Below are 25,622 nucleotides of genomic sequence, written 5' to 3'. Positions count from 1 at the left end.
CGAGGCAGAACCCTAGTGGCATATTAGCCTGTAAAGTCACTGATGGGCCCTGTTAAGGGGCAATAGTTTACGAATGTCCTGCACCCTACATGCTGGCAATAGAATTTAGATTGAAGGTAAAGTCAAAAATGACAACATAGAGGCCCCAACCATGGGCGAGAGCGCATTAAACGAATCCCAGAGGCTGGCCATATACCAGATTCAGAGAAAGGTTCTGGAGAGAGCTATTCGCGGCGATGGTCTGGTCTCCAGCATGGCATTGCTTTGCCGCGAGATAGAACACACTTTGACGGAGGATCGCGCTCATTGCTCCGTTTTGTTACTTGATGGCCAACGACTCAAACATTGTGCAGCCCCCAGCCTGCCTAAGGCCTACTGCGAGGCCATCGATGGAGTGATGATAGGTGAGGGGGTAGGCTCTTGCGGCACAGCGCTCTTTCGTCGAGAGCAGGTGGTGGTTACCGATATTGCTACCGATCCGCTGTGGCAGGACTTTAGGGACCTGGCCATGTCAAACGGACTGGGCGCCTGCTGGTCAAATCCTATCATTGCTTCCGACGGCACGGTTCTCGCCAGTTTTGCCATTTACTATCCCGCCCAGCGCTCCCCCTCACGACTGCATTTGTACCTAATCGAGGCTTTTTCAGCCCTGGCATTGCTAGTCATTGATCATTATAGACTGGCTGAAAAACAGGCCCGACTTACTGCAGCTTTGGGAGCGATAAACGCCAGACTAACTGCTGTCATGCAGGTAATCCCGGATGTGGCTATCGTGCTCGATCAATCAGGTCACTATATTGATTTTTCCGGTGACACCTTCGGGCTGATTACACCGCCAGAGACACCATGGAGCCAGTCAATAGAAAACCTATTCGAACCGGAACTCGCAAAACAGATGATGATGGTAGCGCACGAGACACTCGCTACCGGTGAGATGCAGATCTTCGAGTACGAAGTTGTGACTGAGGGGGAACGCTGCATTTTTGAAGGCAGAACGGCTATCGTCGATGATTTCTATCGCGATGGCCGTGATGACTCCTACGTCTTGTGGATGGCCCGCGAAGTCACGACCCGTAAGTACGCCGAAGAAAAGGCCGCCCGCCTGGCGTTGTTCGATGCACTTACTGGCTTACCCAATCGCCGCCATGCTGAGGAACAGCTGGAGCATATACTGCAAGATGTGAATCGCGGCTACGCCAGCGGCGCAGTGATATTCCTCGACCTTAATGATTTTAAACGTATCAACGACAGTTTGGGACACCAACAGGGGGACCTGCTGCTCCAGCAGGTCGCACGGCGGCTTGAGGATCAGACGCGCCGCTCGGAAATAGTCGCGCGCCTGGGTGGGGATGAATTCATTGTGTTGTTGCGGGAGCCTTTAACTGGCGACAATGCACTGGTCGAATCCACTGCAGCAGCTGCGCGCAGGTTACTTGAATGCTTCGATGCACCGCTGGAAAACCAGGGCCATACCTACAGCGTCAGCGCCAGCGCCGGCATAGCCCTGGCCGATAAGCCCGGACTGAAAACTGAAGATCTACTGCGCAACGCAGATGCAGCAATGTATCAGGCCAAGCGTCGCGGCGGGAATGGCTTCGCGTTCTTTGAAGAATCTCTGCAACGGGCGGCTGACCGGCGTTTGGATCTGGAGCGCCGGATGGCCCAAGCCATTCGGGAAACGCATTTTCTGACCTATTTCCAGCCTCAGTTGACACCGGACGGGGCGGTCTTTGGAGCAGAAGCGTTGCTGCGATGGTTTGATCCGGACGAAGGCGCCATTCCCCCGGATGAGTTTATCCCAGTGGCGGAACGGACAGGATTGATTTATCAGCTCCACGATATCGTGCTTGAACAGAGCTGCCAGATACTCGCAGAATTACGCAATAAAGACCGCTTACCGCCAACCTTCCGGCTTGCCATCAATATCAGCCCGCTACAGCTTCAAAACTCCGAGCTCACTGAAAGTCTCGATTTCTTCTTGGCAAAGTATGACCTGACTGCAGACCGATTTACCCTGGAAATCACCGAAAATCTTTTGATGGGCCAACACCAGGAAACCTATCAGCAGATGCAAGCATTACGGCAGCGGGGATTTCGGTTCGCAATCGATGATTTTGGCACCGGTTATTCGTCTCTAGCATATCTGCATCGTTTGGACGTGGACCAGTTGAAAATCGACAAAAGCTTTATTCGCGAACTGGGAGAAACAGCCGCCGGAGAAGCCATTGTGGACTCCGTGACTGCACTATCAAAAAGCCTCAACTTGGAAGTTATTGCCGAGGGAGTAGAAACTGAGAACCATGCTCGCATACTACAAGAAAAGTCTTTGAGTGGTCTGCAAGGGTTCCTGTATGCCCGCCCAATGCACAGCGCTGCCTTGATGGACTACCTGGACTAGTCACCACAAAATCAAGTTTCAGTACAACATCTACACTGAGACCAAGCGGATAAGCGGGCCGGACCAGAAAGTCCTTCAGCTGTGGCTCGTCTCCAATCGTGAAAATGGAAACTGAAAAAGCGCCGCTCTACCTTAAGGGTCGCCGCGATACACTTGAGAGATTCCAGCCCCGCGCCGCCATTTAGGGTCAGGTCTTGCATCGTGCACTCGAATGCACGGTGCAAGACCTGACCCCAGAGTTTCCTCGACCAAGGGGAAGGCCAGGCCATGGAGGAGCTCGCTCCCTTCATGGCCTAACCGAGAGCTGAAGTAGAGCAGGAAATTCAGCGAAACAGGGCCGGAATTTCCTGTGGCCCAATGACAAACCCCTTTCGCTGTCGCCCGATATCCCCGCGATAAGCAGCCACAGGGCCCTGCAAGAGAAAGGGGTAAGAAATGCGGCGCTGTGCAGAAGTGAACCCATAGGTACCAATGCCAAGGTATACTCCCGGCTCCACACGCCTCACCTCATCGACCATGCGGACCGAACCGCAGACAGAGTGAAAGTGACGGTACACGAGTTGATAAGCCGGGCGGCCATCAAAGCGCGAAGGGGCGATCAGGGTCTTCATGGCATAGCGTTGCACAGTACGTCTGCCGCGGCGAAACGTGTTGTACCCACGCCCAGTGCTATCGTCAATGGGGCGAAATGCCTTGCATTGCCAAGTCTGCAGAGGGTTACTAAGCATCACCGCCCCGACCATGTCAGAAAGCCTATTTGGCTGCGCAAGCAAGCTGGCCGAATACTCTCTCTCCGTGCATTTCTTCCAGAAGAAGAGCATCCAGCTCTTCAAAAAATTTAACCAGATCCTGGGCAGATGATTTAAGAAGTATCTCTACGCAAGAGGCGACCTTTCCGTCATTCATAACTAGCCTCAACGCTGAATTAGCCTTACCGCTTCATTGTCACAACAACATTCATAGCACATGAGGGCCGCCTCTTGGTTTCAGCTTTCAAGTGCATACACTTTCACCAAAACCGGCAACCCTCGCTTTCAATGGAGCATTCCTAGCCTAACCAGGATCGCATCAATTTTCGGCTATCAGGACATACCCAACGTCTTTTTCGTCTGCATCACCAGTTCGCTGGCATCATCATCGTCCGGGTGAAAGTTCGGCCGCAGATAATCCAGAAACTTGGGAATGAACCGGCGATAACTTTTGACAGCAAACAGGGAAAACTGACCCAGCGACTTCATGCTCGGCCACTGACCATCGCGCTTCATCAGAACAAATTGGTAACCCACAGACGCCACTGAGATCAATGCGAGACTGGCACCATATACAGTAACTCTCGGTATGTACGCAGACAAACCTTTGCCATAAAGGTACTCATACATATCAAAGGCAACCGCCTTGTGCTCAGTTTCTTCTACGCTATGCCAAAGCCAAAGGTCACGAATATTATCATCCGTCATAAATTCGTTGACGCTTCTCATCATCTCTACCACCAGCACCGCGGTATAGTGCTCAAGCGCGGTGGTAATCAACAACCGTGTCTTAGGGCTGGTGTTGCGCTCGATAAAGCCAAGTATTTTCCCGGTAAAGTCCTCCAGAGACTCCGGATCCAAACCGTGTTTCTTGGCACTCAAATGAAACGCATGATGCTCCCGGGAGTGCATGGCTTCTTGACCAATAAAGGCGCCTATTTTGACATCCATATCCTGGTTCGATTTCACTTTTCCACGTAAGGAGCGAACCGCACGAACAAAGAACGCTTCGCCTTCAGGAAATAGCGTGGATAACCCAGTAAAATAGTGAGTCATCAGAGGGTCGTTCGCCATCCAGTATTTCGGTATCTCATCGAATCCGAAATCGGCGTTCCTGACGGGAATTTCCGGGCATTTGGCACTTTGATAATAATTCATTCCGCCCCGCCTTTATTCTTCTCTTCGGCCCGTTTTTTCCGGTTTCTTTTATTCTCCTGTTTGAGGCGCGCAGCAGTACCCCTGCTAGCCAGAAGAGGATCAAAATCACTACCCCAGCAACTCATCCGGGTCTTATCTGCAATGACGCTCCCAGACTGCATCTCATGGAGAAGATCGCGCCCTGTCGCCACGCTGGCTGCATGAACACCACTGAGCGTCGACCCCACGGTTCCCGGCCCCCAGTAGGTGCTGGCACCAGCCAACAGCAAACCCTTGATTTCTGTTTTGGTGCCAGGGCGGAACGGTCCACTTTGTCGCCAGTCGGCCCGCAGACCAAAGGCTGCGCCGCCGCTACTGAAGGTAAAGCGTTCCTGTGCCGCAGGGGAGCCAAGCTCAGCATCGACAACGCGGGTCGACGATCCCGGATAGGCCTTTTCCATGCGATGTGAAAACCCTTCCAGAATAATCTCTTTGACCTGCTGGTATTGCTTGCTCTCACGGTATTCCCCGCTGGCAATATCCATACCGCTGATTCCCCATAACTCTAGATCGTATGGCGCCAAAGACTGCACTTCGACGGCACCATGTCCCAGTGGGGCGCTGCGCAAGTTTGCGGGATCACGACGTGTGGAGCACTGAACATAACCCGGCTGATTGGCCGCGTAATCCATCGCCCACTCCACCGGAGTTCGACCGGAAGGCTTCAGCAACCGCTTGGACATGCGCTGCAGGCTCATCAGGGAGCTTGCATCATCCCAACTAGGAATAATGAAGTAGTTGCTGTTGTCCGACTGGCGAAGATCCTGTTCCACGCAGAAAAACGCATTGATCAGCGGCGTGGACATTTTCATCTTCTGAACTTTTTTCACCATCGCTGCTGACAGGTTTTCAAAACCCACCAGGTCTTCATAGGTCTTTTTGATATCACCGGCAGACACAACAATAGGGGCAAGCAGTTTTTCTCCACCCTTCATCTGCAAACCTTGCACGGCGCCACCACTAACGAGAATTCTCTCCACCTCAGCATTGGTCCGAATAGCACCGCCATGACTTTCTACCACTTCAGCAAAGCCGGCAGAGAACATCTGACCACCGCCGCGTGGATACCATGCGCCACCACCGACAAAATCCTGCAAAAGCGCAGCGGCCATACCCACCGGAAGCTCCAGTGGCGTCGATGCAAGCGCGCCATCCTGAACCGACAAGGCAAGCAGCGTTTTCGGATCAAAGCCACAACTGGCAAGGAAAGCGGCATGGGGCATCATGAAGAAAGGTGCCGCCCAGCCAGCCCGCTTCATGGTCGATGTCATCCTGGATAGCGTAGAGCCCTGCCCAGCCATGACAGACTCTCGATCCAGACTCTCGCCAAGACGACGCATGACCTTGATGTAGAAGCGCAGCTTCTTTTCGTCCTTGGGGAAAGTGCGAATCAATGATTCCAGGTACGGATCCCAACCGGCCGGCACTTTCAATTCCAAGTCAGGCCCTCGAATGGTATCAAACCCGGTGGGATCCAACGGCAACCATTCAATCCGGTCATCCAGCGCCAGGCCCTTCATCAGCGCCGGCAGTGCCCCACCCGGACCACACAGCCCCATGTAGTGCACACCGACATCAAATTCCCACTGCTTATTGCGACGAAATACATGGGAGCAGCCGCCCATCACGGCGTAACGCTCCAACAGCAGTGTTTTCTTGCCCGCTGCGGCCAGGCAAGCCGCACTGGTCATTCCGCCCAGTCCGGCACCAATTACAATGGCATCCCATTGAGTGTCAGCATGATTCTTGTCTGTCATTCCGGCCTCGCAATTCTGTTCCGGCAGGCTGAGCGATCAGCCACCGATGGTCGATTGCCCAGCAGTGTAAGCACGGTGCGCTGTGCACAGGCCGCCAGAAGTATGCCGTTAACGACAAAATGCAGAGGAGGAATCAGCAGCGGCTCTCGCCAGGAGACACGCCAAAATGGCGACGGAAAGCACGGGAAAAGGAAGAGGCATTGCTGTAACCCGCCCTGTGTGCGATCTGAAGCACCGAAAGCGTGGAGGTCTGAGCCAGACGCCGTGCATATTCCAGCCGCGTCTGGTCCAGCAATTGACGGGCATTAGTCCCCTCTTCTTCCAGTCGCCGACTTAAGGTTCGTGGTGACATGCACAGACGAGAGGCCAGCTCCGGCGTCGTCAGCACCACCCCATCCATCAGCGATTGCCAGATCAACTGGCGCAATCGATCTGTCATTGTCTGCGTCACCACATGGCGATGCAGACGCTCTTCCAGCATGGCAACCATGGCGGTATGGGTGGCGCGATTTGAAGTCAGCAGCGCCTGCCCCAGGACTCGTCGGCCAATGACAAAGTAGTTGGATGACTGACCAAACTCTGGCACTGCACCAAACAGATCGACATACGCATCTACATTGCCCTGCGGCCCATGACTGAAGAACAGCCTCATGACGTAATGCATCTCGCTATCAGCATTGGGCGCATGCTTGGCAAAAAACGCCATATTGCCGAACAGTCCGGCAAACAGCTCTATCAACACCGCGTTCGCCGTTTCTCCAAGATCATAGCGAGGCAATATTTCCACTCTCACTTCATTACCGACAACTCGCTTATGACAATCAAATAACTCAGCAACCAATGGGAGAAAGCGCACCCCGGTATCTAGAGCCTCTCCCAATGTCTGTGCGGTCATACCGGCAATGCCCACATCGCCAGCAGCTGTCACAGGGATATGTCTGAGCAACTGGATAGACAAGGGTTCTTTCAAGGGCAAGGAGGAGGACGCCGTTTCGATCAAACCGCGCAGCTCATCCAGACGCAACCGACAATAGCCCTCTTCTTCAAGCCGATCGGGTGCCACTTGGCCAAGCGCGTTCTCGATAAAGGTATCCAGAGCATCAACTATGGGCGCTGATAACCTGACCGTTTGGGAAGCTTGATTCATGGCATAGTATCTTCTGAAAAGGGCTAACTCAGAGTAGCCTAGCGACTTGGCAACACCATTGACTATAGCGCCGCACACCGCCCGACAAGCACCATCCACAGATCATGATTCAAATAATTGCACTCACTGGCTATATTAATTTTTCCTGATCTATCAGCGGACTACTGAAAATCACGGCTTCCATAATTCCGACTCGCCAAATTCCCGACGAACTCGAGACTCTGGATCAAGAATTCCCGATGGACCTCATCCACGTCACTAACAAAGATCACCCGCCCCCCTGAACCGGCATACGCCTTTCAACCTTCACTAAACTGATGGTTAGTCCACTTGCGGCCACGCCGTAAGAGGGATCCTGCCAGAGAACTTCAATCTCAAATCCCAGCGTCGCCTCATAAAATGCCGCCGCCTAAACCTCACTCAGTACTGGCAAGATTGGATTGGTACCCAGGAACAGCTCGCCCTTAGCATCGTCTTCACTGCTCAGCGCAGAAACACCCACCTCGAGAGCCGCCCCCATACATTTGAGAAATTCCAACCCCGCGCTATGCCCATGCTCAAGGCGCTGTACCGTTCTGTCACTTAGCCCACAAGACGCGCCACCACCCAAGTGCATAGCGCCTACAGCCCAACCCCGGTGTAGGTTACAATGCCTTTCCTTATGCCCTTTGTTTGCTGAAATCACGAGGTTCCCATGCCGCAGTATCGCTCCCGTACCACCACCCATGGCCGCAATATGGCGGGCGCCCGTGCCCTTTGGCGCGCCACGGGCATGAAGGACGGGGACTTCGGTAAACCGATTATTGCCATCGCCAACTCCTTTACCCAGTTTGTGCCTGGGCACGTACACCTGAAGGACATGGGCCAGCTGGTGGCAGGGGAAGTCGAGAAAGCCGGCGGCATCGCCAAAGAGTTCAACACCATCGCAGTGGACGACGGCATCGCCATGGGCCACGACGGGATGCTCTACTCCCTACCCAGCCGCGACATTATCGCCGACTCTGTGGAATACATGGTCAACGCCCACTGCGCCGACGCCATTGTCTGTATCTCTAACTGCGACAAGATCACCCCCGGCATGCTGATGGCTGCCATGCGCCTGAACATTCCGGTGATCTTCGTTTCTGGCGGCCCCATGGAAGCCGGCAAAACCAAACTGGCCGACGGCAAGCTGGACCTGGTGGACGCCATGGTCATGGCCGTTGATGACAGCGTGGACGAAGAGACCCTCAACGAAGTCGAACGCTCCGCCTGCCCCACCTGCGGTTCCTGTTCCGGCATGTTCACCGCCAACTCCATGAACTGCCTGACCGAAGCCCTGGGCTTGTCCCTGCCCGGTAACGGCTCACTGCTGGCCACCCACGCGGATCGCCGCGAACTGTTCCTGGAAGCCGGCCGCCGCATCGTGGATATCACCCGCCGCTACTACGAGCAGGACGAAGAAGCCTTGCTGCCGCGCAACATCGCCTCGGTGAAAGCGTTTGAAAACGCCATGAGCCTGGACATCACCATGGGCGGCTCCACCAACACCGTGCTGCACCTGTTGGCCGCCGCACTGGAAGGCGAGGTGGATTTCACCATGAAAGACATCGACCGCCTGAGCCGCAAGGTACCGTGCCTGTCGAAAGTCGCCCCAGCCACACCGAAATACCATATGGAAGACGTGCACCGGGCCGGCGGCGTTATGGGCCTGCTCGGCGAACTCGATCGGGCTGGCCTGCTGAACCGGGATATCCCCATGATCCACTCGGCCAGCGTGGCCGAAGCCCTGGAACATTACGACATCATCCGTACCCAGGACGAAGGGGTGAAAAAAATGTTCACCGCCGGCCCCGCCGGCATCCCCACCCAGACGGCCTTCAGCCAGGACACCCGCTGGGACAGCCTGGACGATGACCGCGAAAACGGCTGCATCCGCAATATCGAACACGCCTACAGCAAAGACGGCGGCCTGGCCGTGCTGTACGGCAACATCGCCGAGCGCGGCTGCATCGTGAAAACCGCCGGTGTGGATGACTCCATTCTCAAGTTCACCGGCCGCGCCCGTGTCTTTGAATCCCAGGATTCCGCCGTGCGCGCCATCCTCGGCGATCAGATCGTTGCCGGCGACGTGGTGGTAATTCGCTATGAAGGGCCGAAAGGCGGCCCGGGCATGCAGGAAATGCTTTACCCCACCAGCTACCTGAAATCCAAAGGACTGGGCAAGGAATGCGCATTACTGACTGATGGCCGTTTCTCCGGCGGTACCTCCGGACTCTCCATTGGCCACGCCTCTCCGGAAGCCGCGGAAGGCGGCGCCATTGCCTTGGTGAATGAAGGCGACACCATCGATATCGACATCCCCAACCGCACCATTCGACTGGATATCAGCGACGAAGAACTGGCCCACCGCCGCACCCACATGGAAAACCGTGGCAAACTGGCCTTCAAGCCCAAGGAAATCCGCCCGCGCCGGGTCTCCACCGCACTGAAAGCCTACGCCGCACTAACCACCAGCGCCGACCGCGGTGCAGTGCGTGACTTAAGCCAAATCGGCGAATAAGCTGAAAGATCAAGGCGGCCACCGGGTCGCCTTTTTCTTGTCAGCAGATATGGAACAGAAACAGCAGGAGAGCCTTCGCGAATGAGCCTGAAGCATAAATTAATGCCCCTGGTCGCCAGCCTAATGACCGGCGAAGGCCTGCAGCAATGTCGCCGCCGCCTGCTGGAATGGCGCCGGAAGCTAAAGCGCCAGCCCCATCAAGCCACCTTTTACTTCCGTATCGACGACCCGTACTCGGTATTGATGGCCCAGGTCATGCCACGTTTTGCCCGACATTTCGGCATCACCATCACACCCCGAGTCATGCTGTATATTGACCAGCAGATGTACCCTGCCGCCGATATGCTCGCAGAGCTCGCCCCTCGCGATGCGGTCAAACTGGCCGACCTGCACGGGCTGGATTTCCCAAAAGACTGGCAACTGCCGCCCCGCGAAGTCAGCCTGGCGGCGACCCGCTGCCTGCTGAAACACGAAGGCGACGAACGCTTCTGGAGCCTGGCCGCTGCCCTCGCCGATGCGCTGTGGCGCAACGACCACGACAAACTGGAAGCCCTGCTCAGTGAATACGGCCAGCAGGCCGCAGACCGGGCCCAGCTGGCACTGGAAGCCCGCCGCGATCAATTCCTTAACGACGGCCACTACCTCACCGGCACCCTGCACTACGCCGGTGAGTGGTACTGGAGCGTAGAACGGCTGGATCACCTGGGCCATCGCCTTAACGAGCTGGGTCTGGGTGGCGCCGACTGGCCACTGCCCTACGGCCGCGCCAAACGGGCACGCCTGAAAGACACCCCGGCAACGCTCAAGGGCGCGCCGCTGGTGCTTTACTTTTCCTTCCGTAGCCCCTATTCCTACATCGCCCTGTCGCGCACCTATGCGCTGGCCGAGCACTATGGGCTGGACCTGAAGATCCGACCGGTGTTGCCCATGGTGATGCGCGGGCTCACTGTCCCCAAAGCCAAGCGTTTCTATATTCTCAAGGACGCTGCACGGGAGGCCCGCTTGCATGCGGTGCCATTCGGCAAGGTCTGCGACCCGGTGGGTGCTGGCGTGGAGCGCTGCATGGCCATTTGGCCGTTCGCCGAAAAAGAAGGTCGCCTGCGCGAATGGTTGCGGGCTGCTGGCACCGGCATCTGGAGCCAAGGCATCAACGCTGCCAGCGATAATGGCCTGAAATTTCTGGTGGAAAACGCCGGTCTGGACTGGAATCGCGCCCGACGCTGGCTAGACGACGACGGCTGGCGCGAACGGGCGGAAGCCAACCGCGACGCCATGATGGCCGCCGGCAGCTGGGGCGTCCCCAGTTTCCAGAGCGAACATGACATGACTTGGGGGCAGGACCGTTTTGCGATCATCGAGAACAGCCTGCTAGCCTCACGTCAAAACGACGACGATTGAGCTAGCTTGCCGCAGAAGGGGATCGATGACGATCCGGCTGAGATAAGTTGAAAGTTCAAAGTGTAAAGTTGAAACGCGAAGAAAGCGCCTGGCGATTTCCTGCTCTCGTGTTCCGCGCTGCATGACACGACTCGCGGGCAAAGCATCAGAGCTAACACCCGAGCCCTGCCGCGCTTTTGAACTTTAAACTTTCAACTGACTCTGCTGCTGCCCTCCAGCCCCAGGATCCTATAAATAACCAAGGAGAATCACTATGACCATTGCCTATTGGTGCGTGCTTGCCGCCATTGCCCTGCCTTATTTCAGCACCTTTTTTGCCAAGTTCCAGGGCGGCTTCGGGCCGAAACAGAACCACAACCCGCGCGAATTTCTGGAAACCCTGGAAGGCAGCCGCAAACGCGCTCACTGGGCCCAGTTAAACGGTTTCGAAATTGCTCCGGCGTTTGCCGCAGCAGTGATCATCGCCCACCTCGCTGCCACCTCGCCGCAAGGAACCATTGACGGCATCGCCCTGGCCTTCGTCGCCAGCCGCCTCCTTTTCACCCTCTGCTACCTGGCAGACTGGGCCAGCGCCCGCACTCTGGTCTGGGCCTTCGGCATGGGCTGTATCGTGGCCCTGTTTGTTGGCGTAAGTGGCTAAGGCCTTGGCGAGTTACGAGTATCGAGAAGCGAAGATCTGAAATCGCGGCTACCTGTTGCGGTTTTACCTTTCGAAACTCGATACTCGCGACGTCTCCATGCCCCAGACCTTCACGATTACCGTCAGCGGCATGGGCCATTTTCCCTGCCGCACCGACCAGACCATCGTCGACGCCGGCCATCAGGCTGGTTTCGGTTTCCCCGTTGCCTGCCGCAATGGGGTATGTGAACGCTGCATCGGTCGTCTCAGTCATGGACAGGTCCAGCAAAAAAACCGCACCATTCACGCGGACGATGCCGGTAGCTCTCAAGTGTTATACTGCATCGCCCTGCCACTCAGCGATTGCGAGATAGATGTGCCCGAGGTAACCGCGCCCGGTGAATTGCCGGTCCACCAGATCCATTGCCAAATCCAGCAGATCGACGCGCTCAACCATGACGTCAGTCGGGCCTGGTTGCGCCTACCCGCCGGCAAGAAAATCCAGTGGCATGCCGGCCAGTATCTGATGCTGAACCTGCATGGCGAAAGTTATCCGTTTTCCATCGCTAACCATTGCGATGGCCGCGATATCGAACTGCACATCCGCCATGGCGATGACAACAGCGCCGCGCAGGACATCATGGCCAGCCTGCAGGCAAACAGCACCGTAAGCACCACGTTGCCCGCCGGCGTGCGTTTTATCGACAGCGCGCCCGACCAGCCGGTGTGGTTTATCTGCGGTTCCACCGGCTTTGCCCCGGTGAAAGCCATGATCGAACGCCTGATCACCCTGAATTTCAAACAGCCCGTGCGGCTGTTCTGGGGCGCCCGCACCGACGCGGACCTGTACCTGCCCCACCTGCCGGCCCAATGGCAGCGTGCCTTGGCCGACTTCGATTTCGTCACCTCCTTGTCGGACATCCGCCACCCGGACCACGCCGAAGGGCTGGTCCATGAAGCCGCCCTGGAGGCGCTCAGCGAGCCGGACCTGCCCCTGTTCTTTCTGGGCGGCTCTCCACCCATGGGCTGGGCGGTATTCGATGCCCTGGTCGCCGAGGGTGTTCCCGCCAGCAACATCCACTGTGACGTGTTCGATTACGCGCCCAGGGAATAAACAAGCTTCAAGCTGCAACACGGGTTAGGCCCTTGCTAACCAGGACGATCTGGGCCCCGCGCTGCGAGTCCAATTCGGCATTGAGCATCACCCACCACGTCCCGCGGCCAAAATGCTGCTGGGCTGGCAACAAGCCGGCTCGCGTTGTAGCTTGTAGCTTGCGGCTTGAAGCTACCTCCCAGGGAAAGGATACGATGGCAGACTCCCCCTCCTCGACTCACGACGGTCAGGTGCTACTGCTGCCTTGCCACGAGTGCGACCTGGTTTCCGAGGTAGTGATCCACCGGGACGGCCAGTGGTTGCAGTGCCCACGCTGCCAACATCCGCTGATGCGCCCGGCGCAAAGCGACCAGCTCACCCCTGCCCTGGCGTTCACCGCCCTGTTGCTGCTGACGCTGTCTTTACTGTTTCCCTACCTGGGCTTCGAGAAGAACGGCATTGAACGGGCCATGACCGTCACCGATGCAGCCTGCGAGCTGGCGGTCTATCACCACCCGGCCCTGGCCGTGATCGTTATTGCCACCATCATTGTGATTCCTGCGCTGTATCTGTTGTCGGTATGCTGGATTCATATGAGCCTGGCCAGCCCCGGGCCCCTGCCCGGCAGCCTTTTCCTGGCCCGCTGGCTGCCGCGCATGCAGCCCTGGATGATGGCCGACGTGTTTGCCATCGCCGCCTTGGTCAGCCTGGTGAAGATCGTCGCCATGGCCCATATCCAGTTACTGTCTGCCTTCTGGACCTTTTCCGGCTTTGCACTGATTCTGCTGATCACGGTAACCCGCATGAACACCATCGGCCTGTGGCAACGGCTACTCGGCGACCTGCAGCAACCTCCTAACACCCGGGCGGGAGAAACCGCCCAGGCCCAGGGGCTAATTGGCTGCCAATGGTGCGGACAACTTCAACCGCTGAAACAATCTCACCGCTGTCATCACTGCCACAGTTTTCTTCATGAGCGCCACCCCTTCAGCCTACAACGGGTCTGGGCGCTGCTGGTCACCGCCATTCTGTGCTGTTTTCCCGCGCACCTGTTCCCCATCATGATCACCACCAGCTTGGGCAAAACCGAGCCCTCCACCATCATTGCCGGGGTCATGCTGTTTCTGCGCCACGGCGACTGGCCCATCGCCCTGATCATCTTCACCGCCAGCGTGCTGGTGCCCTTCGGCAAGATCCTCGCCCTTGGCTGGCTCTGCATCGCTGCCCGCCAGCGGCAAACACTGGACATGACCAGCCAGATGAAGCTCTATCGCCTCACCGAATGGGTGGGGCGCTGGTCCATGATTGACGTCTTTGTGGTGGCCATCATTGTCGCCCTGTTCCAGATGGGCAATATTCTTACTGTCACCCCCGGTGTCGGTGGGCTGGCGTTTTCTGCCGTGGTGATTTTCACCATGCTAGCCGCTCATCAATTCGATCCACGCCTGATCTGGGATCGGCAACAGCAGCTACAGCAACGCTCAAAACAATGCTTGGAACATTCTCTGCCGCCCACCCTTGAACCGGAGAAACAATCTTGAACCACGCCGATTCGCCACCGTCACATCGCCGCCCGCGGCTATCTGCCGTCTGGCTAATTCCATTGGTGGCCGCACTGATCGGCCTGTGGCTGGTGTTCAGTTACCTTTCCAGCCAGGGCCCGGTCATTACCCTGGAACTGGAAGATGCGGAAGGGATCAACGCCGGCAAGACCGCCGTCAAGATGCGCAACGTACAAGTGGGCGTGGTAGAAAACGTCAGCCTCTCCGAAGACCTGAGCCACACCCTGCTCAGCGTGCAGATGCAAGCCGACACCGAACGCATGCTCAACAACGACACGCAATTCTGGGTGGTCAAACCCCGAGTTGGTCGCGAGGGCGTCAGCGGCTTGAGCACCGTCCTGTCCGGTGCCTATATCGAATTGCTGCCCGGCAACAGTAGCAAGAAAGCCAAAACCTTTACTGTAGAAAATTCACCACCGCCGGAGAAAACCGGCGACGGCCTGTTTCTGAAACTGATCAGCGAGCCGGGCACCAACATCAACAACGGCGACCCGGTGAGTTTCCGCAGCCTGAAAGTGGGGCGCGTGGTAGACACCACATTCGACCCTGATGCCGAGCTGTTTCGCCACCGCCTGTTCATTGAAAAACCCTACGATGTGCTGGTCAGCGACAGCAGCCGCTTCTGGAAGGTCTCCGGCATCGGCTTCCAGCTGGATGCACGCGGCTTCCAGGCACAACTCAGCTCACTGGAAGCCCTGCTCGGCGGTGGCATTTCCTTCTCCGTACCCGACCCCAACATGAGCACGGGTGCCCCCGTGGAAGACGACCACCAGTTCGTGCTGCATGACAACCAGGAAAGCGCCAGACGGGCACTCTACACCCAGACCCTGGATTATGTGCTGCTGGTTGAACGCAGCGTGCGCGGCCTGCAAGCCGGGGCCCCCGTCGAATACCGCGGCATCCGTATCGGCACGGTGGAGCAGGTCCCCTGGGCCTTTGGCGCCGAAGGCCCCAACGCCATGACCGACAGCCCGATTCCGGTACTGATCCGCCTGGAACCACAACGGGTCACCCATCAATCTGCGATTGCATTACCCTCGTGGGAAAGTGAAATCCGCCAGATGGTGGAAAACGGCCTGCGCGCCAGCCTGAAAGCCGGCAACCTGCTGACCGGTTCCCTGTTTGTGGATCTGGAATTCCACCAGCACGCCCCCGCTGCGGACACCACGGTGACGTACCGCTCTGTCCCCGTTCTACCCTCCGTGGAAAGCGGCGGCCTAAGCAAACTGGAAGACCAACTTCACGCCCTGCTGAAAACCCTGAATGGTCTTCCCATGCAGGACATGGCCAACAACCTCAACAGCAACCTGAAACACCTGTCCGGCGTAACCGGCCGTATCGAAAACCTGCTGGATGATCCCGCCCTCAATGCCCTTCCCCAGCAGATTTCCAACAACCTGAACGCCCTGGAACACACCCTGCAAGGTTGGCAGGCTGGCGGCGATGGCTACCGGGAGCTGCAAGGCACTCTGCAGAAGCTCAATCGTCTGCTGGATGACGCCGAACCGTTGCTCGACACCTTGAACGAGCAACCCAACGCCCTGATCTTCCAGCGCCACCCGGCCGCCGATACCCAACCCCGAGGTGCACAATGATCCGTCTGCTCGCCATCACCGCTATTCTTGCCGGACTGTGGGGCTGCAGCCACGCCCCCGAGGCATCGCCGCCGGGCTACCTGCTGCCCTCCGCCACCCAGGCCGCGCATTCACCACTGACCATCAAGGTACACCTGGCTAACTACCTGAACCGGGGCGGCATTGTTATGCAACTCAGCGACAGCGAAATACAGGTGGCCCGCCATCATCGCTGGGCAGAACCGTTGGCAACACAATTACAGCGCGCCCTGGAAGCCCGCATGTCCAGCGGAGACGAAAAGACGCTCACCGTGGAGCTGAGCCGTTTTCAGGGCCTACAAGACAAAGACAGGGATTCCGCCGTCATCACCGGCCGCTGGGCACTGACGGGAAATAATGGGGAAGCAACACAAGGACGCATTCAATGGGAAGCCGCGCTGGACAACGGCGGCTATGCCAATCTGGTGAGAACGCTGGATCAGGGTTGGCAGGCAGTGGCGGCCGAGATTGCCACCGCCATGGATTGAAGGGGACTTGCCTGCATCCCCTAATGCGTTGTCGGATTACGGCCTTCGGCCTAATACGACCTACAAGGTGCTGCAGGTTTTGTAGGTCGTGTTAGCCGCGTAGCGGCGTAACCCGACAAAACGACATTCAACACTACGGCACGCTTTTATCGGGCAACGGCAGGGCCGGCAGATCACCTTCCAGTTGCGCCATACGGCGATCAAAGGCAGACATGGCCTTGCTGGAATCCCCCAACGCCCGGTACAAGCGCGCCAGTTCTGCCAGGGCTGTCGCGCTCTGGCTGGAGTTTGCCGCCGCTTCAAAGAAGCCCTGGGCCTTGCCCCACAAACGCGCTTTCAAGGCAACACGACCGGCAGTGATCAACACGGCCGCATTGCCCGGGCGTTCCGCCAGCCACTTTTCCAATACCTGCAGCAGGTCGTCCGGGGGAATATCATCGATGGCTTCCAGCACCGGCGGCAGGCGGTCATCCCATTGGCCACCCAATTGCTCGCGGACCAAATTCAGAGCACCGCGGCCACCGCCCAGCTGGGCCAGAAAGCCGGCATAGCGGGCTACCATGGCCGGATCGTTTTTCAGGTGAACCGGCACATCTTTCCAGAGTTTACGCAGTTCATCCCGGCGGCTATCCGCATCATTAAACCCGGGCTTGCGCGCGGTTTCCTGCAACCAGGCCAACCAGGCCCGGCGCTCACGGCGAATCTGGTTGGTTTCGCCGAAGGCTCGCTTCAAGCGCGGCATAAGGGCGCACAAGGTCTGCCAGTCTTTCTGGCTTTCCAGCACGTCAGCATAGGTGTTGAGAATACGCTTGTTGCGCGGTGCCATGTCCGCCAGCACCTTCAATTCGCTGCGCGCCTGCTCCGGGTAGCCATCATCCAGGGCAAAACGGGCTTTCATCAGGCCAGCGACCAAGCGGCCCCGTCGGTCTGTGCTGGCCTGTTCAAGATAGCGCTGCGATGCGTCCACTTTATCCTGTTCCTGGGCCGCTTCCGCCGCCAGCAACCAGGCCACCAGCGGCCAGTCACCGTCTTCACCGGCGGCCACCAGCAAGCGCTCGGCCTTTTCCTGCTCGCCATCCACCAGCTGCAAGAAACCACTGCGCAAACGACGCTCCGCCACCGCTTTTTTCCAGCGACGGGTAGCGCGTACCGGCTCCATGGCATTCCAGGCCGCGTTGCCCAGCAAGGTCAGCACCACCAGCGCCACCGCACCAAGCAGGCCCATCAGCACCACAAACCCCAGGGTGGTATCCACCGACACGGAATCCCGGATGATCAGCACATAACCGGAATCCGCTGCCATCCAGCGCCCCAGTGCCAGAGCAGCAACCAGGGCGATAATAATCAGCAGGACAACTTTCTTCATGCGCCGCCCTCCTTGCGCTTCAGGGCTTCGATGGCCGCCAGACCATTACCGATCTGCGGCAGGGCCTGGGCCACACTGGCGCCGCCCAATTCTTTCAGCGTCGCCTGCATTTGTGCGGCACGGGGATCATCGTCCCGGAACCATTGCTTCAGGGTGCTGCGGGCATTCTCAACGGCCTGACCATAGGCCTCAGCGCGCCCCTGCATTAGCGCCAGCTGCGCCTGCTGCAGGCTGCCATCCAGCGTCAGGCGCACCAGCGAGGCCTGCTCGCCCGACAACGGCAGCGGCACCGCTCCCTCGTGACGACGTACGGTCACCGGCATCCGGTCCAGCACGTCCTGCCACCAGGGTTGATCCACGTCAGGGGTCGCGCGCTCCGGGGGAGACGCCTCTGCGGGTACTGCCAACTCGACGACCAGCTCACGCAAGGCGCCCAGACGCAGCACCATGCCCTGCACGTCCACCTGACTGGCACCGCTGAGGGTTTCCATGTCCAGGGCCAGTGCTTTGCGGGCAGGCAGGACAGCAGGGTCATCCAGGCGCGCCAGAGTCTGGTCAGCGGCTTTCAGCAAACGGCGCGCGGCCAGCGCATCCTGGGTGAGCAACAGGCGCTGGCTGGCCAGGCTGGCCAGGGCACGCGCTTCGTTGATCAGCCACAGTCGCTGTCCACCGCTTTTCAAATCGGTCAGGGCGGCGCGGTCCTTGGTCATCTGCGCCGCCAGCTTGGCCTGCTCTTTTTCCAGGCCGGACAGAGCAGCCTGGACCTGGGAGCGCTGACTGGCCAACTCGCCTTTCACCGTCGTCACCTGATCCGCCAGGCTGCTTTTTTCGCTCTTCAGCCGGGTGAACTCCTGCCACCCCCACCAGCCAGCCGCCCCAAGTGCAGCCAGCACCACCAGTACCAGCAGCACAGTCAAAAGGCTTACCCCGCCCTGGCGGGAAAAAGGACGATCCTGCGTCATGTCAGCTCCGTTGTTGTCATAGCGAGGCGTGCGCGAGTCTCAAACCCCCTGCGCCCTCGGTGTGGCGATACCCGATATCATTGCAAAAACCTTAAAGTGAGCGCCCATTGCTGTCCAATCATTAACGGTTAGATCCGGTAAAAAAGGGTTTTCGGGGCCTGCCCGCAAATCACACATCCGGGACGAGCCAAGCCAGCAACAGGATCAGTAACAGCGAATAAACCCAAAAGAAAGGCGCTCGCCTTAACCGCCGACACCGCCAGTAATCAAGGCCGTCAGCATGTCATCGTCATGGGCGCTGGCCGCCACTCGCACAGGGCCACTGTGACTGACCTGCACCGCCGCGGCCACTCGCTCCCCAGCCGCTACCACACCGCAATTTTCGGGCATTCCCGGCTGTAGCGCCTGCCAACTCTGCACGCTGGTAACCATCACCCAGCCCGTCTGTTCCGAAAGGGTGATGCCGCTAACCCCATGGCGCCGGTAAAAGGCCAGCGCATCAACACGGGCACCGCGACCCTCCAGGGTCTGCGTCAGCAACTCACGGCCGCTGTCGCCCCGACAGATCAAGACCTGTTTTTCAGGCAATTGTTGCAGGCAGGACAGGGCCAGCACCGCTTCGGAATTGAAACCGTCCTCCGGCACCGTGGCGGGCAGATGCCAGGATTCCAACTCCGCCGCCGTAGCCCGCCCCACCGCCAGCCAATGCACACCTACCGGCCACTGGGGCCACAGGTCCGCCATGGCTGACAGCGCCAGCCGGGCGGCATTCACGCTGGCAAAAAACACCGCGTGGTAACGGTCCAGCTCCATAAGGGTGCGTTGCATCGCGCCATCCACCGGCACCGGCTCTATTTCCAGCGCCGGCTGGTGAAGGGGCTGATACCCGGCCTCCGTGAGCAGAGCCATCAGGCGCTGCTGTTGGCCCGCAGGGCGGGTCACGACGACCTGTTGCTGCCGTCCCGGATCGATCATTGGCGCGCGTACAGCGCCTGTAAAATCGCCCCTGCGCCCTGGGCCAGCAGCTGCTCAGCAATATCCACGCCCAGCTCGGCAGCCTGGGCCCGCGGGGCCGAGCCTTCTGCGCGCAATACCTGGCTACCGTCTTCCTCTGCCACCAAGCCACGCAGCCACAACTGCCCATCCTCGAGCAGCGCAAAACCGGCAATCGGCACCTGGCAACCCCCTTCCAGGCGGCGATTCATGGCACGTTCGGCCACCACGCGATCCCAAGTATCTTTATCGTTGAGCGGCGACAGCAACGCGATGGTGTGCTCATCCCCCTCACGGCACTCGATACCAACAGCGCCCTGCCCCACCGCCGGCAGCGATTCCTCCGGGGGCATTTCATAGCGAATCCGGTCGTGCATCTCCAAGCGCTTTAGGCCCGCCGCCGCAAGGATAATGGCGTCAAAATTACCGGCATCCAACTTACCCAAGCGGGTCTGCACATTGCCTCGCAGGCTTGTTACCACCAGGTCCGGGCGATTGGCTTTTACCTGAGCCTGACGGCGCAGGCTGGAGGTGCCCACGCAAGCGCCATGAGGCAACGATGTTAGGCTGTCGAAAGTATTGGATACAAAGGCATCACGGGGGTCATCGCGCTCACAGATCACCGGCAGAGCAAAGCCGTCGGGCAACACCATGGGCACATCTTTCATTGAGTGCACAGCGATATCCGCGCGCCCATCCATAATTGCCTCTTCCAGCTCCTTGACGAACAGGCCCTTACCGCCAATCTTGGCCAACGGGGTATCAAGAATCTTGTCGCCCTGAGTCTTGATCCGCACCAACTCCACCGCCAACCCGGGATGCAACGCTTCCAGACGCTGCTGAACATCTTCCGCCTGCCAGATAGCAAGCGGGCTGGAACGGGTAGCAATACGCAAGATTTCGCGGGACATGGGGCATCCTGAGGGCAGTGAATTAGGCCGTCAGTCTATCAGTTTAAGGAGCGATTAGGAGAGACGCAGGACGCGGAAAGGAACGAGTCACGAGAAGCGAGTTTCGAAAGGCAAAACCGGGAAGGCTAAAAGGGTTTCGCAACTCGTTACTCGCTTCTCGCCACTGGATCAATTGCCGTAAACAACCACGGTAAATTCCGCCAGCACCCCAAAGAAGTTCTGGGATTCATAATCCACGTGGTGAATTTCGGTGATCCCGCCGTTACGGGCAGCGGTCTGGATGCTGGCATCGCCGGAGGCAATCACACCGAGGATGGAACGGGCGCTGGCGCGACCTACACGGGTGGGCTTTTCCGAGGACGCCGTGGCCGCCATGGGCGCTTTCACATTGCCGTAAAGAAAACCGGTAACCGGCATGGTGGCACTGGCACAACCGCTGAGCACAACCGCGCCAACCAGAAGAAGGAGTATCTTTTTCATCACAGGGTTCCTGTTTTTGTTATTCGTTGTCGTTCAATGCTTCATTCACTGAAGCAGGCCCAAGGCTAGCACGCGGCCCGGACCGTGTTAATTACCCCACATGCCCGTTACAAGCTTTGCAGCACCCGCCGCAGCCCCGCCACATGGCGCCGGCTCACGGTCAGCCGTTCCTCCACGCCGCGCAAGCGCACCTGGTGGTGCCCGGCAGTGGCCATTTCCATGCCTTCAATATACCGCAGCGCCACCAGCGCATTGCGGTGAATACGCACAAACTGGTCGCCAAATTCAGTTTCCAGCTCTTTCAGGGTTTCGTCGATCAGCACTTCGCCTTCGCTGAAGCACACCGTCACGTACTTCTGATCGGCCAGGAAGTAGCGCACGTCATCCACCGGCACCAACTCCAGCCCCCGATGGGTACGGGCGCTGATATGGCCGCGACGGCGGGGCTTTTCCTCGCTCACTTCACCACTGATTTCCGCCAACTGCACGCGATTCAGCGTTTTCGCCTTGGTCAGCGCTGTGGTCAAATCAGCCGCATTGACCGGCTTGAGCAGGTAATCCACCGCGTGTACCCGGAACGCCTGCAAGGCATGCTCGTCATAAGCGGTACAGAAAATCACCGCCGGCGGGTTGTCCATCTTGCCCAGATGCTCCGCCGCCTCCATGCCATCCATTTCCGGCATGCGAATATCCATCAGCACCACGTCCGGCTTGCAGGACTGGGCTTCAATGATGGCCTCACGGCCATTGGCCGCCTCTGCCACCACCTCGGCATTCTCGATTTTATCGACCAGCCGTTTGAGCCGGTCCCGAGCCAGTTGCTCGTCGTCGCAGACAAGTACCCGCATAAGTCCCATCCTTTTATTGCAGCGGATATCGAATTTCGATCTCGTATTCTTTTTGTTCCGGGCGTGATTCCACCGCCACTTCGTCACCGTACAGGGCTTCCAGCCGGTGACGTATATTTTCCAGTGCCATACGATTGCCTTTGTGATGCCCGTCGCCTTCCGGCTTCGGATTGCTCACCGACAGCACCAGGTTGCCATTGTGCGCGAGGGCACGGATGGTCACCATCCCCCCCGCCGATAATGGCTGTATGCCATGATAAATGGCATTTTCAAGCAAGGGTTGCAAGGTTAATAACGGAATCTTCAGAGATTTCGCGTCTACCTGGATATCCCACTCCACCTGCAACCGCTCGCCCATGCGTAGCTGTTCAATGTGAATATAGCGCCGACACAGCTCCAGCTCTTCTTCCAGCGACGCCTCGTTTCCGCTGTTTTTGAGGCTGGCACGGAACAGCACCGACAGATCTTCCACCACCTGTTCTGCCCCATCCGGATCCACCGCAATAAGACTGGCAATGATATTCATGGAGTTAAACAGGAAGTGTGGACGAATCCGTGACTGCAGCGCCTGAATCCGGGCCTGCAGTTCTGCCTGCCCCTTTTGCCGTAACTGTTCCTGCACATAAAAGTAGCGCATGACCAGGCCGGCAATAATCGCGGCAATTAAGCCGTTAACCGGAATCTCCGCAGACCACAGCCCCATATCCATCACCGCGCCGGAAGCCCAGGCCATCACCATCCGCGCCAGCAAACTGAACAGCAAGGTATCGACAACCACCAGTAACACCACCGCGATCGACGCCCACGCTGGCGGCAGACGGTTCAGTCGATTGCGCAACTGGCACACCAGCGCCGCTGAGGTAAGCCCCACCCACTGCACGAAAAGAGAGGTAATCGCCAAACGGCCAACGCTGAAATCATCGTAGTAAGTGGCCACCAACGTCACCACCAGCGCCATCAACTCTGCGACCACCACTACTACCAGCACAGCACGGGTACTGCACAGATCGGGCAGGAAACTATTATTGGCCGGAACATCCATGGCCACGGGCACACCCCTTATACGGAAAAAAGCCTAGTTATGAATATGTTATACCTGAACCAACCCCCACTCCCAAGGAATACTCTCCCCCTGCTATACTTGCGCCCCCGCAAACCAAGCGTTGAGCAAGTACGATGACTGACAAGCAGCAGAACAAACTCTGGGGCGGCCGCTTCAGCGAGTCCACCGACCAGTTCGTGCAGGAATTCACTGCCAGTGTGAACTTCGACCGCCGCATGTACCGTCAGGACATCTACGGCTCCCAGGCCCATGCCACCATGCTGGCCGAAGTGGGCGTGCTCACCGATGAGGAACGCGACGCCATCATCCAGGGGCTGCGTGAAATCCAGCTGGAAATCGAGAACGGCGAGTTTGAGTGGTCCGTGGCGCTGGAAGATGTGCACATGAACATCGAAGCCCGGCTCACCGACAAGATCGGCATTACCGGCAAGAAGCTGCACACCGGCCGTTCACGTAACGACCAGGTAGCGACGGATATTCGCCTATGGCTGCGCGACGAACTGCTGATTCTGGAAGAACAGTACCTGCACCTGATGCAGGGTCTGCTCAATCTGGCTGAGCGCGAAGCCGCCACCATCATGCCCGGCTTCACCCACCTGCAGACCGCCCAGCCAGTGACCTTCGGGCATCACCTGCTGGCCTGGTTCGAAATGCTCAAGCGCGACCGCGAGCGCCTGCTGGACTGTAAGAAACGGGTGAACCGCATGCCGCTGGGCGCTGCCGCCCTGGCCGGCACCACCTACCCGATCAACCGCGAACGCACCTGCGAACTGCTCGGTTTTGATGGCGTCTGCGAAAACTCCCTGGACGCGGTGAGCGACCGGGACTTCGCCATCGAATTCTGCGCCCTGGCCGCCCTGACCATGACCCACCTGTCACGGATCAGCGAAGAGCTGGTGCTGTGGACCAGCGCCCAGTTCAACTTCATCAACCTGCCCGACCGCTTCTGCACCGGCAGCTCCATCATGCCGCAGAAGAAGAACCCGGACGTACCCGAGCTGGTGCGCGGCAAGACCGGCCGCGTTAACGGCCACCTGATCAGCCTGCTGACCCTGATGAAGAGCCAGCCGCTGGCCTACAACAAGGACAACCAGGAAGACAAAGAGCCGCTGTACGACGCCGTGGACACCCTCAAGGGCAGCCTGCGCGCCTTCGGCGACATGATCCCGTCCCTGGAGCCCAACCGCGAAGTCATGCGTGAAGCCGCCCGCCGTGGTTTTGCCACCGCCACCGACCTGGCCGACTACCTGGTCCGCAAGGGCATCGCTTTCCGCGACTCCCACGAGATTGTGGGCAAGGCCGTGGCCTACGGCGTAGAGAAGAAGAAAGACCTGAGCGACATGTCCCTGTCTGAACTGAAACAATTCAGCGACCAGATTGAAGACAACGTGTTCGACGTGCTGACTCTGGAAGGCTCAGTGAGTGCCCGGAACCATATCGGCGGCACCGCCCCGGACCAGGTGCGCGCTGCCGTCAGCCGTGCCCGCGAGGCGCTGGACAACACGTAACGGCCTTCCCCCGGCGTCCGCAGGGCAGGATGCATCGCATCTCTGTCCTGCCAGCTTGGCAAAGCGCCTCGACCGCCCTACCCCAAGTCCTCGCCATTGGCTTCCGGCTGGTACTCAACGGCAAGAATCTCCAGCTTCAACGTCTTACCGTTAGGGGCCGGCCAGTCAATGCTTTGCCCCACCGACATACCTAACAAGGCTGCACCCACCGGGGCCAGGATAGATACCCGTTCCGGCCCGCTATCCTGTGGGTATACCAATGTCAGGCACATCTCTCGGCCTCGCCCCTGCTCCCGGCAGCGAATCCGCGAATTCATGGTCACCACATCCGTCGGCATATCCTTCGGCTCCACCACCGTGGCCCGCAGCAACTCTTCTTCCAGGCCATCAGCCACTTCGCCATCCACATCGGACAGCAGCGCCTCCAAACGAGCAACATCCAGGCGAGACACAGTAATGACGGGAAGCGCCATGATTTTTCTCCTTAAAGTAAAACGCCCCACGCAAGCACGGGTCCGTAATGCCGCAATCATTCAGGCAAAGATGGGACACGCATGCGGAAGGGGCGAAAAGATCAACAGAAATGGGTCCACATTACGCAGACTATGAACCGATAGTAGACCGGACCCGTTTTTTCTCAAGCGGCGTTATCGGACACCACCAACAACCGGATTTCGCACCGTCTTCGCATTACCCCAAAGATCGCGAACCGTTATACTGCCCCCAGCAAACGGAGTACCCCATGCGCCCATTTAGCCTGTTACTGTTTCTGCTATTGGCCGGCTGCGGCCAAAAAGGCCCGCTGTATTTTGATCAGGATCGCGATGCGCCCGCACTGGTCAGCCAAGCCGAGCCTGAAAATTCCGACGCTAAAGACAGTGACGACACACAAGACGAAGACGACGCCAACACGTCTGCACAGGATTAA

Annotated in this window: 22 protein-coding genes; 10 read left to right on the top strand and 12 right to left on the bottom strand. The window is 58.3% G+C overall.

Annotation, left to right across the window (positions count from 1 at the left end):
- Positions 1 to 151: 151 nt before the first annotated feature.
- Positions 152 to 2,398, top strand: coding sequence for a putative bifunctional diguanylate cyclase/phosphodiesterase (locus tag ABNH18_RS11850; protein ID WP_349383010.1), 2,247 nt, complete (start codon positions 152 to 154; stop codon positions 2,396 to 2,398).
- A gap of 753 nt (positions 2,399 to 3,151) precedes the next feature.
- Here the strand turns inward: ABNH18_RS11850 and ABNH18_RS11845 are convergent.
- From ABNH18_RS11845 to ABNH18_RS11830, 4 genes are all read right to left on the bottom strand, one after another.
- Positions 3,152 to 3,304, bottom strand: a complete 153-nt coding sequence (locus ABNH18_RS11845; protein ID WP_349383009.1) for a hypothetical protein — start codon at positions 3,302 to 3,304, stop codon at positions 3,152 to 3,154.
- Positions 3,305 to 3,480: 176 nt separating this feature from the next.
- Positions 3,481 to 4,305, bottom strand: a complete 825-nt coding sequence (locus tag ABNH18_RS11840; RefSeq protein WP_349383008.1) for a metal-dependent hydrolase — start codon at positions 4,303 to 4,305, stop codon at positions 3,481 to 3,483.
- On the bottom strand, positions 4,302 to 6,101 hold the full coding sequence (locus ABNH18_RS11835; protein WP_349383007.1) for a phytoene desaturase family protein: 1,800 nt from the start codon (positions 6,099 to 6,101) through the stop codon (positions 4,302 to 4,304). Before ABNH18_RS11835 ends, ABNH18_RS11840 begins: the two co-directional genes overlap by 4 nt.
- Positions 6,102 to 6,234: 133 nt before the next feature.
- Entirely contained in the window at positions 6,235 to 7,248 is a 1,014-nt protein-coding gene (locus ABNH18_RS11830; protein WP_349383006.1) for a helix-turn-helix transcriptional regulator, read from the bottom strand.
- Positions 7,249 to 7,942: 694 nt separating this feature from the next.
- Here ABNH18_RS11830 and ilvD point away from each other — a divergent pair.
- From ilvD to ABNH18_RS11795, 7 genes are all read left to right on the top strand, one after another.
- Positions 7,943 to 9,790, top strand: coding sequence for a dihydroxy-acid dehydratase (gene ilvD, locus ABNH18_RS11825; protein WP_349383005.1), 1,848 nt, complete (start codon positions 7,943 to 7,945; stop codon positions 9,788 to 9,790).
- 81 nt (positions 9,791 to 9,871) lie between these two features.
- Positions 9,872 to 11,188 carry a DsbA family protein gene (locus ABNH18_RS11820; protein ID WP_349383004.1) on the top strand — a complete coding sequence of 439 codons (1,317 nt, stop codon included), beginning with the start codon at positions 9,872 to 9,874 and terminating at the stop codon, positions 11,186 to 11,188.
- Between the two features lie 253 nt (positions 11,189 to 11,441).
- Entirely contained in the window at positions 11,442 to 11,828 is a 387-nt protein-coding gene (locus tag ABNH18_RS11815; protein WP_349383003.1) for an MAPEG family protein, read from the top strand.
- 97 nt (positions 11,829 to 11,925) lie between these two features.
- Entirely contained in the window at positions 11,926 to 12,921 is a 996-nt protein-coding gene (locus tag ABNH18_RS11810; RefSeq protein WP_349383002.1) for a 2Fe-2S iron-sulfur cluster-binding protein, read from the top strand.
- A 194-nt stretch (positions 12,922 to 13,115) separates the two neighbouring features.
- Positions 13,116 to 14,441: a paraquat-inducible protein A gene (locus ABNH18_RS11805; protein ID WP_349383001.1), complete on the top strand. Its 1,326-nt coding sequence runs from the start codon at positions 13,116 to 13,118 to the stop codon at positions 14,439 to 14,441.
- A complete protein-coding gene (pqiB, locus tag ABNH18_RS11800; RefSeq protein WP_349383000.1) occupies positions 14,438 to 16,057 on the top strand; it encodes an intermembrane transport protein PqiB in 1,620 nt (539 codons plus the stop codon). Before ABNH18_RS11805 ends, pqiB begins: the two co-directional genes overlap by 4 nt.
- Positions 16,054 to 16,563, top strand: coding sequence for a PqiC family protein (locus ABNH18_RS11795; protein WP_349382999.1), 510 nt, complete (start codon positions 16,054 to 16,056; stop codon positions 16,561 to 16,563). The genes pqiB and ABNH18_RS11795 overlap by 4 nt, the downstream gene beginning before the upstream one ends.
- 133 nt (positions 16,564 to 16,696) lie before the next feature.
- Here ABNH18_RS11795 and ABNH18_RS11790 read toward each other — a convergent pair whose 3' ends face one another.
- The 7 genes from ABNH18_RS11790 to ABNH18_RS11760 all read right to left on the bottom strand — a co-directional run bounded on the left by ABNH18_RS11790 (position 16,697) and on the right by ABNH18_RS11760 (position 23,165).
- On the bottom strand, positions 16,697 to 17,929 hold the full coding sequence (locus tag ABNH18_RS11790; protein WP_349382998.1) for a heme biosynthesis HemY N-terminal domain-containing protein: 1,233 nt from the start codon (positions 17,927 to 17,929) through the stop codon (positions 16,697 to 16,699).
- The gene (locus ABNH18_RS11785; RefSeq protein WP_349382997.1) at positions 17,926 to 18,891 is read right to left on the bottom strand and encodes a uroporphyrinogen-III C-methyltransferase; all 966 of its coding nucleotides are present in this window, start codon (positions 18,889 to 18,891) and stop codon (positions 17,926 to 17,928) included. The genes ABNH18_RS11790 and ABNH18_RS11785 overlap by 4 nt, the downstream gene beginning before the upstream one ends.
- A 243-nt stretch (positions 18,892 to 19,134) precedes the next feature.
- The gene (locus ABNH18_RS11780; protein ID WP_349382996.1) at positions 19,135 to 19,866 is read right to left on the bottom strand and encodes a uroporphyrinogen-III synthase; all 732 of its coding nucleotides are present in this window, start codon (positions 19,864 to 19,866) and stop codon (positions 19,135 to 19,137) included.
- Entirely contained in the window at positions 19,863 to 20,795 is a 933-nt protein-coding gene (gene hemC, locus ABNH18_RS11775; RefSeq protein ID WP_349382995.1) for a hydroxymethylbilane synthase, read from the bottom strand. The genes ABNH18_RS11780 and hemC overlap by 4 nt, the downstream gene beginning before the upstream one ends.
- 168 nt (positions 20,796 to 20,963) lie before the next feature.
- Complete coding sequence (locus ABNH18_RS11770) at positions 20,964 to 21,275, bottom strand: TRL-like family protein (RefSeq protein WP_349382994.1); 312 nt, start codon at positions 21,273 to 21,275, stop codon at positions 20,964 to 20,966.
- Between the two features lie 107 nt (positions 21,276 to 21,382).
- The gene (locus ABNH18_RS11765) at positions 21,383 to 22,123 is read right to left on the bottom strand and encodes a LytR/AlgR family response regulator transcription factor (protein ID WP_349382993.1); all 741 of its coding nucleotides are present in this window, start codon (positions 22,121 to 22,123) and stop codon (positions 21,383 to 21,385) included.
- 13 nt (positions 22,124 to 22,136) lie between these two features.
- Positions 22,137 to 23,165: a sensor histidine kinase gene (locus ABNH18_RS11760; protein WP_349383263.1), complete on the bottom strand. Its 1,029-nt coding sequence runs from the start codon at positions 23,163 to 23,165 to the stop codon at positions 22,137 to 22,139.
- 134 nt (positions 23,166 to 23,299) lie between these two features.
- Here ABNH18_RS11760 and argH point away from each other — a divergent pair, with 134 nt between their 5' ends.
- Positions 23,300 to 24,694 (top strand): argininosuccinate lyase, encoded by a 1,395-nt coding sequence (gene argH, locus ABNH18_RS11755; protein WP_349382992.1) that lies wholly within the window; start codon positions 23,300 to 23,302, stop codon positions 24,692 to 24,694.
- 77 nt (positions 24,695 to 24,771) lie between these two features.
- Here the strand turns inward: argH and rnk are convergent, their stop codons facing one another.
- Positions 24,772 to 25,167 carry a nucleoside diphosphate kinase regulator gene (rnk, locus tag ABNH18_RS11750; protein WP_349382991.1) on the bottom strand — a complete coding sequence of 132 codons (396 nt, stop codon included), beginning with the start codon at positions 25,165 to 25,167 and terminating at the stop codon, positions 24,772 to 24,774.
- A 269-nt stretch (positions 25,168 to 25,436) separates the two neighbouring features.
- On the opposite strand from rnk, the gene lptM reads away from it, so the two are divergent.
- Positions 25,437 to 25,622, top strand: coding sequence for an LPS translocon maturation chaperone LptM (gene lptM, locus ABNH18_RS11745; RefSeq protein ID WP_349382990.1), 186 nt, complete (start codon positions 25,437 to 25,439; stop codon positions 25,620 to 25,622).

It is taken from the genome of Alcanivorax sp. (assembly GCF_040118815.1).
GTDB lineage: Bacteria > Pseudomonadota > Gammaproteobacteria > Pseudomonadales > Alcanivoracaceae > Alcanivorax.
This window is presented reverse-complemented; position numbering and strand designations above follow the sequence as displayed.

Coding starts and splice junctions, on each gene's coding strand:
- ABNH18_RS11850 (WP_349383010.1), top strand. CDS start 152: ATGGGCGAGAGCGCATTAAACGAATCCCAGAGGCTGGCCATATACCAG.
- ABNH18_RS11845 (WP_349383009.1), bottom strand. CDS start 3,304: ATGAATGACGGAAAGGTCGCCTCTTGCGTAGAGATACTTCTTAAATCA.
- ABNH18_RS11840 (WP_349383008.1), bottom strand. CDS start 4,305: ATGAATTATTATCAAAGTGCCAAATGCCCGGAAATTCCCGTCAGGAAC.
- ABNH18_RS11835 (WP_349383007.1), bottom strand. CDS start 6,101: ATGACAGACAAGAATCATGCTGACACTCAATGGGATGCCATTGTAATT.
- ABNH18_RS11830 (WP_349383006.1), bottom strand. CDS start 7,248: ATGAATCAAGCTTCCCAAACGGTCAGGTTATCAGCGCCCATAGTTGAT.
- ilvD (WP_349383005.1), top strand. CDS start 7,943: ATGCCGCAGTATCGCTCCCGTACCACCACCCATGGCCGCAATATGGCG.
- ABNH18_RS11820 (WP_349383004.1), top strand. CDS start 9,872: ATGAGCCTGAAGCATAAATTAATGCCCCTGGTCGCCAGCCTAATGACC.
- ABNH18_RS11815 (WP_349383003.1), top strand. CDS start 11,442: ATGACCATTGCCTATTGGTGCGTGCTTGCCGCCATTGCCCTGCCTTAT.
- ABNH18_RS11810 (WP_349383002.1), top strand. CDS start 11,926: ATGCCCCAGACCTTCACGATTACCGTCAGCGGCATGGGCCATTTTCCC.
- ABNH18_RS11805 (WP_349383001.1), top strand. CDS start 13,116: ATGGCAGACTCCCCCTCCTCGACTCACGACGGTCAGGTGCTACTGCTG.
- ABNH18_RS11795 (WP_349382999.1), top strand. CDS start 16,054: ATGATCCGTCTGCTCGCCATCACCGCTATTCTTGCCGGACTGTGGGGC.
- ABNH18_RS11790 (WP_349382998.1), bottom strand. CDS start 17,929: ATGAAGAAAGTTGTCCTGCTGATTATTATCGCCCTGGTTGCTGCTCTG.
- ABNH18_RS11785 (WP_349382997.1), bottom strand. CDS start 18,891: ATGACGCAGGATCGTCCTTTTTCCCGCCAGGGCGGGGTAAGCCTTTTG.
- ABNH18_RS11780 (WP_349382996.1), bottom strand. CDS start 19,866: ATGATCGATCCGGGACGGCAGCAACAGGTCGTCGTGACCCGCCCTGCG.
- hemC (WP_349382995.1), bottom strand. CDS start 20,795: ATGTCCCGCGAAATCTTGCGTATTGCTACCCGTTCCAGCCCGCTTGCT.
- ABNH18_RS11770 (WP_349382994.1), bottom strand. CDS start 21,275: ATGAAAAAGATACTCCTTCTTCTGGTTGGCGCGGTTGTGCTCAGCGGT.
- ABNH18_RS11765 (WP_349382993.1), bottom strand. CDS start 22,123: ATGCGGGTACTTGTCTGCGACGACGAGCAACTGGCTCGGGACCGGCTC.
- ABNH18_RS11760 (WP_349383263.1), bottom strand. CDS start 23,165: ATGGATGTTCCGGCCAATAATAGTTTCCTGCCCGATCTGTGCAGTACC.
- argH (WP_349382992.1), top strand. CDS start 23,300: ATGACTGACAAGCAGCAGAACAAACTCTGGGGCGGCCGCTTCAGCGAG.
- rnk (WP_349382991.1), bottom strand. CDS start 25,167: ATGGCGCTTCCCGTCATTACTGTGTCTCGCCTGGATGTTGCTCGTTTG.
- lptM (WP_349382990.1), top strand. CDS start 25,437: ATGCGCCCATTTAGCCTGTTACTGTTTCTGCTATTGGCCGGCTGCGGC.